5 protein-coding genes are annotated in these 6,684 nt (G+C 39.6%); 4 read left to right on the top strand and 1 reads right to left on the bottom strand.

Annotated features, from left to right (window positions below; translation table 11 throughout):
- Positions 1–50 precede the first annotated feature (50 nt).
- The 3 genes from adhE to QNK26_RS14690 all read left to right on the top strand — a co-directional run bounded on the left by adhE (position 51) and on the right by QNK26_RS14690 (position 5,165).
- The gene (gene adhE, locus QNK26_RS14700; RefSeq protein ID WP_319224355.1) at positions 51–2,696 is read left to right on the top strand and encodes a bifunctional acetaldehyde-CoA/alcohol dehydrogenase; all 2,646 of its coding nucleotides are present in this window, start codon (positions 51–53) and stop codon (positions 2,694–2,696) included.
- A gap of 346 nt (positions 2,697–3,042) precedes the next feature.
- The gene (locus QNK26_RS14695) at positions 3,043–4,305 is read left to right on the top strand and encodes an HD-GYP domain-containing protein (protein ID WP_319224353.1); all 1,263 of its coding nucleotides are present in this window, start codon (positions 3,043–3,045) and stop codon (positions 4,303–4,305) included.
- Positions 4,306–4,397: 92 nt separating this feature from the next.
- Positions 4,398–5,165 (top strand): DeoR/GlpR family DNA-binding transcription regulator, encoded by a 768-nt coding sequence (locus QNK26_RS14690; RefSeq protein ID WP_319224351.1) that lies wholly within the window; start codon positions 4,398–4,400, stop codon positions 5,163–5,165.
- Positions 5,166–5,256: 91 nt separating this feature from the next.
- On the opposite strand, the gene QNK26_RS14685 is transcribed toward QNK26_RS14690, so the two are convergent.
- On the bottom strand, positions 5,257–5,985 hold the full coding sequence (locus tag QNK26_RS14685) for a porin (RefSeq protein ID WP_319224348.1): 729 nt from the start codon (positions 5,983–5,985) through the stop codon (positions 5,257–5,259).
- Between the two features lie 259 nt (positions 5,986–6,244).
- On the opposite strand from QNK26_RS14685, the gene QNK26_RS14680 reads away from it, so the two are divergent.
- The coding region (locus QNK26_RS14680) for a hypothetical protein (RefSeq protein WP_319224345.1) at positions 6,245–6,684 on the top strand (440 nt) is incomplete at its 3' end.

The raw sequence follows: 6,684 nt of genomic DNA, 5'->3' as shown, positions 1-6,684 counted from the left end.
ACACTTAGTAAATACTTTTTAAAATTTCAAATTAGTTTTAAGGATAAATTATGACTGTTAAGAATATAGAAACACTCAATGCAATGGTTGCTAAAGTGAAAGCGGCACAGCAAGAGTTCGCAACCTTTAATCAAGAGCAAGTTGATAAAATATTCCGAGCTGCTGCACTTGCCGCTTCAACATCACGTATCTCTTTAGCGCAAATGGCTGTTGAAGAATCAGGTATGGGTGTATTAGAAGATAAAGTAACTAAAAACCACTTTGCATCAGAGTATATCTACAACAAGTATAAAGACACCCTGACTTGCGGCATTATTGAAGAAGATACAGAGTTTGGCACCATCACAATTGCAGAACCAACAGGTATCATCTGCGGTATCGTACCAACGACTAACCCAACGTCAACGGCTATCTTTAAATCATTAATCTCTCTTAAAACACGTAACGGTATTATCTTCTCGCCACATCCACGAGCAAAAAATGCAACGAATACGGCAGCTAAAATTGTCTTAGATGCAGCGGTTGCAGCAGGCGCACCAGCAAATATTATTGGTTGGATTGATGAACCTTCAGTTGAACTTTCAAATGCATTAATGCATCACGCAGACATCAACCTTATCCTTGCAACTGGTGGTCCAGGCATGGTTAAAGCAGCTTACTCATCAGGTAAACCAGCTATTGGTGTTGGTGCGGGTAATACCCCTATCGTTATTGACGAAACAGCAGATGTTAAACGTGCTGTATCTTCAATCCTAATGTCAAAAACATTCGATAACGGCGTAGTATGTGCTTCAGAGCAAGCCGTAATTGTAGTTGACGAAGTATATGACGCTGTAAAAGCACGCTTCATTACACACGGCGGTTACATCTTATCGAAGAAAGAAGCAGATAAAGTACGCGAAATCGTACTAATCAATGGCAACATGAACCCTGCGATTGTTGGTCAATCTGCAATTAAGATTGCTGAAATGGCTGGTGTTACAGTGCCTCCTTTCACTAAAGTACTTATCGGTGAAGGTCCAGAAGTACACGTTGATGATGCATTCGCTCACGAAAAACTATCTCCAACATTAGGTATGTTCCGCGCTCGTGATTACAACCACGCTGTAGAACAAGCTATCACTATGGTTGAACTTGGCGGTATCGGTCATACATCTGGACTTTATACAGACCAAGATGCAAATGAAGAACGTATCAAAGACTTCGGCGATAAAATGAAAACAGCCCGTATCCTGATTAACCAACCAAGCTCACAAGGTGGCATCGGTGATTTATATAACTTCGGTCTAGCACCATCACTAACGCTAGGTTGTGGTTCATGGGGTGGTAACTCTATCTCTGAAAACGTAGGTCCTAAACACCTTATTAACAAAAAGACTGTTGCTAAGCGAGCTGAAAATATGTTGTGGCATAAACTTCCAGAATCAATCTACTTCCGCCGTGGTTCATTACCAATCGCAATGGATGATCTTGTTGGTAAAAAACGAGCTTGTATCGTTACCGATAAATTCCTATTCAATAACGGTTATGTAGATGACTTAGTAGCAATCCTAAAAACTAAAGGCATCGATACTGAAGTATTTTACGATGTAGAAGCAGATCCAACGCTAGCAGTAGTGAAGAAAGGTGTTGATGTAATGAACAGCTTCCAACCTGATGTTATCATTGCATTTGGTGGTGGTTCACCGATGGATGCCGCGAAGATCATGTGGGTAATGTACGAACATCCAGAAGCACACTTCGAAGACCTTGCAATGCGCTTTATGGATATCCGTAAACGTATTTACAAATTCCCTAAAATGGGTATCAAAGCGAAACTAGTAGCAGTTACTACAACGTCAGGTACCGGTTCAGAAGTAACGCCGTTTGCCGTAGTAACAGATGAAATAACAGGTCAGAAATACCCAATCGCTGATTACGAATTAACACCTAACATGGCTGTTGTTGATGCTAATCTAGTAATGAATATGCCAAAATCACTGACTGCTTTCGGCGGTTATGATGCGGTAACACATGCACTAGAAGCATATGTTTCAATCCTGGCAAATGAATACTCAGATGGTCAAGCGCTACAAGCGATGAAACTACTGAAAGAATACTTACCAAGTTCTTACAAAAATGGTGCTAAAGACCCAGTTGCACGTGAGAAAGTTCACAATGGTGCAACGATTGCGGGTATCGCCTTTGCCAATGCTTTCTTGGGTGTTTGTCACTCAATGGCGCACAAACTTGGTGCTGAATTCCATATTCCACACGGTTTAGCAAATGCATTACTTATCACTAACGTTATTCGTTATAACGCTACTGACATGCCAACTAAACAAGCAGCCTTCTCACAATATGACCGTCCGAAAGCACGTGCTCGTTACGCTGAAGTTGCAGAACACTTAGGTTTCCGTGAAGGTAAAACAGCTGACAAAGTTAACGCATTATTAAACTGGTTAGACGAACTTAAGACTGATTTAGATATTCCTAAGTCAATCCAAGCTGCGGGTGTAAACGAAGCTGATTTCCTTGCTAAAGTAGACCAACTAGCAATCGAAGCATTCGATGACCAATGTACTGGTGCTAACCCACGTTACCCATTAATCAGCGAGTTAAAAGCACTATTACTTGCTTCTTACTACGGTCATGATTATCAAGAAAGCTATAACATAGAAAAAAAAGCGGCTAAAAAAGAAACAGCAAAAAAATAACCGTGAAGTAATACAAGCATTGTTATCATCAACAACGTGATAACAATGACCTATAAAGGGTGTGGTTTTGAGGTTTTTAAATAACCTTATATTCCCACCCTTTTTTTTTTATATACAAGGGTAAATTGAATTTTTATTACTCACCTAAGGTTATTATTAATATATTCTCGCGGAAAAGATAACTAGCCCACACCTAGCCACATTAGTTTTGATAACCCTAAACTTATTCCCTATAATTATTTTGACTGTATTTTCAATACTCTATTTAAAACGATATCATGGTATTTAAATCCATTATATTCAGCTCAAATTAAATAAAGTAATAAATAAAATGACAAGGTAAGTAATGGAAAATGTCTCATTAACGATTAAAGACCTTCAAGTGGGTCATTATATTAACCTCCCCATTGGTTGGACATCCCATCCTTTCATCCTTAATTCATTTCTTATTAAGGATGAAAAGCAATTACGAATTGTACAGTATCTTGGTTTAGACACGATTTCTGTTGATCTATCTCGCAGTAAACTAGCGCAGCCTCCGACATCAGCATCATTACAGCCCGCCCCGATTGACCCAGCATCGGCAGACAAGCTTGCACAGCAACAAGCGGCTCTCAAAGGAAGACAAGAACAACAAACAGAGTTAGCACAACAGCAAGCCTGGTGGAAACAAATACGTCATACCCGATCAAAGTATCAAGACAAGCTCACGCTCCTCAAAGATGTTTACAGTAAACTGAGCTTACAACCTGAAAAAGCCATGGAACAATTAGAATTACTTGCGGGTGAATTAACGATCGCAGCTGAACAACAGCATGATTTTAGTTTCGTATTATGTAATGAGGAGTTATCAAGCGATTCCATTTATCAAAATGCGATGAATGTGGCGGTACTTAGTACTCGTTTAGCACTACAGATATCGTTTAACGCACAAGATGTGGCTATCGTTACGCAAACAGCCCTACTCAGTCAGTTTGGTATGTTATGGGTACCACCTTCAATTCGTAATAAAAGATCAGAGCTTACCAAACCAGAAGTCAACTACCTCAAGCAACACCCAGCCTATGCAGTGCAAAAGTTACAAGGTGTAGATGCACTGACTGATACGGTGATCCATAGTATTTTACAGATCAATGAAAAATTCGATGGCAGCGGTTACCCGCGTGGTATTAAACAAGATAAGATTTCAAAGTACGCCCAATTAGTTGCCATTGCCACCCGTTATAATGAAATGTGTAACGCGAATTTACCACAACACCGTTATTCACCTCATCTCGCCATTGGCTTGTTGTTTAAAGTCGCTGATAAACATTACAACAAAGCCTATTTAGAACAGTTTGTGAAAATGATGGGCATATACCCAGTTGGCACTATTGTTAGTTATGATAATAATCAAGGGCAAGTACAAATGAGTGTCATCGATAGTCTCAGGCAACCACTGATAGTCGATTTCAATGAGTTAGAGCCGATTAAGAAACAACCCCTTTTACGTCATTGCGCTACTGATAATATTACGATTGCGAAAGGTATTAGCAGCAATAATATCGAACCTGAATACCTCGCTAAGTTTAATTTAGTACAGCGCAGAAATTTATACTTCCCTAGCTAGCACCAAAAGATCGGCAAATATCATAGATAACAGCGGTTGCTAAACTATGATATTGTTAGATTCTTATTTTTAATAAATGAATCACATACACTATGTCAAAACGCAACACTCAACAACGTCGTCATACCATTATTAAATTACTTGAAGAGCAAGGTAAACTCAGTGTTGATGAGCTAGCCCAGCGTTTTGAAACATCAGAAGTCACTATACGTAAAGATCTCAATGCTTTAGAGCAAAACGGTCTATTATTACGCCGTTATGGTGGTGCCGTACCAATCCCGAAAGAACTACTTCCAGAAGTTGAAACAGATAAAGTCTCGCAGTGCAAAATTGACATTGCCATGGCGGCCGCATTAAGAATTCGCGATCACAATCGAATTATAATTGATAGTGGTACCACTACAGCCAGTCTAATTGAGCAGCTTGCTAATAAGAAGGGGCTGATCACCATGACCAATTCACTGCAAGTGGCTAATGCGTTAAATGGTTTAGAAAATGAACCGACTTTATTAATGACAGGTGGAACTTGGGACCCGCACTCAGAGTCATTTCAAGGTCAGATTGCCGAACAGGTACTGCGTTCATACGATTTTGATCAACTGTTTATTGGTGCCGATGGTATTGATTTAGAGCGAGGCAGCACGACCTTTAATGAGTTAATTGGACTCAGTCGGGTGATGGCTGAAGTATCGAGAGAAGTTGTTGTGATGGTTGAATCTGACAAAATCGGTCGTAAAATGCCTAATCTAGAATTAGCATGGGACAACATCAGCACCTTAATTACTGATGCCGATATCACCGCAGAACAACGCCGAGCCATAGAAGCAAAAGATATCGATGTTATCATTGCACCAAGATAAGTAAGTAATTCATTTAGATCAAAAAAATCCCGCTTACTGCAAATAAGCGGGATTTTACATAAAGGACTTACTATTTGTTATACGTTACGACTTAGAAGCCGTAAGATGCACCTACAACAAGCACGTTATTGTTGTGACCAGGATTCGATTTCGATGAAGACTCTTGGTTACGATATTCAACGTATGGTTGAACACCTGCACGTGTCCAAGTTGCACGTAATTCATGCTCCATAGAGTTATCCTTAGTAACACCATCATTTACGTAATAAACATTGTTGTATTTAACATTCACAGGCATATCTTTAAATTGGTAAGCAATATTGTTATCTAAACGAACTTGATCGTTTGTTTCATTTACGCCACTATCAGCATTGATTGCATCATTTGCTTGGATTTGCATACGTGTACGGTTAGAGATAGAAAGACCATTATCGAAGTTGTAACCAATTTTAACTAATGGACGGTATTGAACTGCTTCACCGTCGTGTAATAAATGGTGGTAACCGGCTGCTACCCATAAATTCTCGTTAATGCTGAATGATTGTTCAACACCTAACGTAGTGTAAGCAGAAGCTGCTGAACTACCTTGCTCACCACCTGTGCCATAGTCAGTGTTACCAAGCTGAATACCATCAATCTCTACTAAAACTGTAGTGCCAGTTGTAAACGTATGGCCAGCTTCGATAGTAGAAGTCACATCTGAACCGTTGAAATCAGCACGGTCATGCATTTGAACATTACCAGTTACGTAAGATGAACCACCAGCAAGTGCAGGTGCAGCGATTGATGCGCAAAGAAGAGTTAATGCAAATTTTTTCATGGTAGCCTCGATTATATAAGTACAATTTTAATCTTGTTAAATTGCGAATTTAAGTGAACTATTTCACTGACTGACTTGTCGCCAGAAGATGAAACAAATATATCACTTAGTGAGCAGTTGATAATGCTATTGACTGGTTTCATCGACTTGGGTCACAACTTAATTTACACCGATAATTAACTCCGATTCACCAATTAACATTAAAAAGTCCGGTCTTTTTGCAGATATTGACAAGAGATTTGGCTTACCTGAAGACCAAATGAATCCAGAAGATGTTGGACCCGGTGAAGAAGGTGAAGGTATGGAGGCTGGTGAAGGTGGTGGTTTACCACCTGCTGGCGGTGGTCCTGCTGAAATGGGCGCACCACCTGATATGGGTGCAAGTCTTGGTGGCGGTGCTGTTGGTGGTATGCCATCTATGGCAGAAGGTCATGTTAAATTAAGTGAAGAAGATTTTAATAAGCATTTGGAGAAATTGGTTTACGGAAGTAGTCAAGAACCAGTGCATAAAAACGAAGAAAATCACAAGAAGGTTATTCATGAAAACAATAATATCAATGATAACCTAAATAAGAACGCACAAGCAATGATTAGTGAAATTGACGACCTATTGGTTGATAGTGAAAGTATTAACAAAATACATGTCGTTAATGAAGCCGAAGACATTGACCTTGGCAATATCGAGGATATTGAGTTGGA

This window comes from Moritella sp. (assembly GCF_033791185.1).
Taxonomy (GTDB): Bacteria; Pseudomonadota; Gammaproteobacteria; order Enterobacterales; family Moritellaceae; genus Moritella.
Note: the sequence above shows the minus strand (reverse complement) of the source record. Positions and strands in the feature narration are given on the sequence as shown.

Bases quoted from the DNA above. Each gene is read 5' to 3' on its own strand.
- adhE (WP_319224355.1), top strand. From the start codon at position 51: ATGACTGTTAAGAATATAGAAACACTCAATGCAATGGTTGCTAAAGTG.
- QNK26_RS14695 (WP_319224353.1), top strand. From the start codon at position 3,043: ATGGAAAATGTCTCATTAACGATTAAAGACCTTCAAGTGGGTCATTAT.
- QNK26_RS14690 (WP_319224351.1), top strand. From the start codon at position 4,398: ATGTCAAAACGCAACACTCAACAACGTCGTCATACCATTATTAAATTA.
- QNK26_RS14685 (WP_319224348.1), bottom strand. From the start codon at position 5,985: ATGAAAAAATTTGCATTAACTCTTCTTTGCGCATCAATCGCTGCACCT.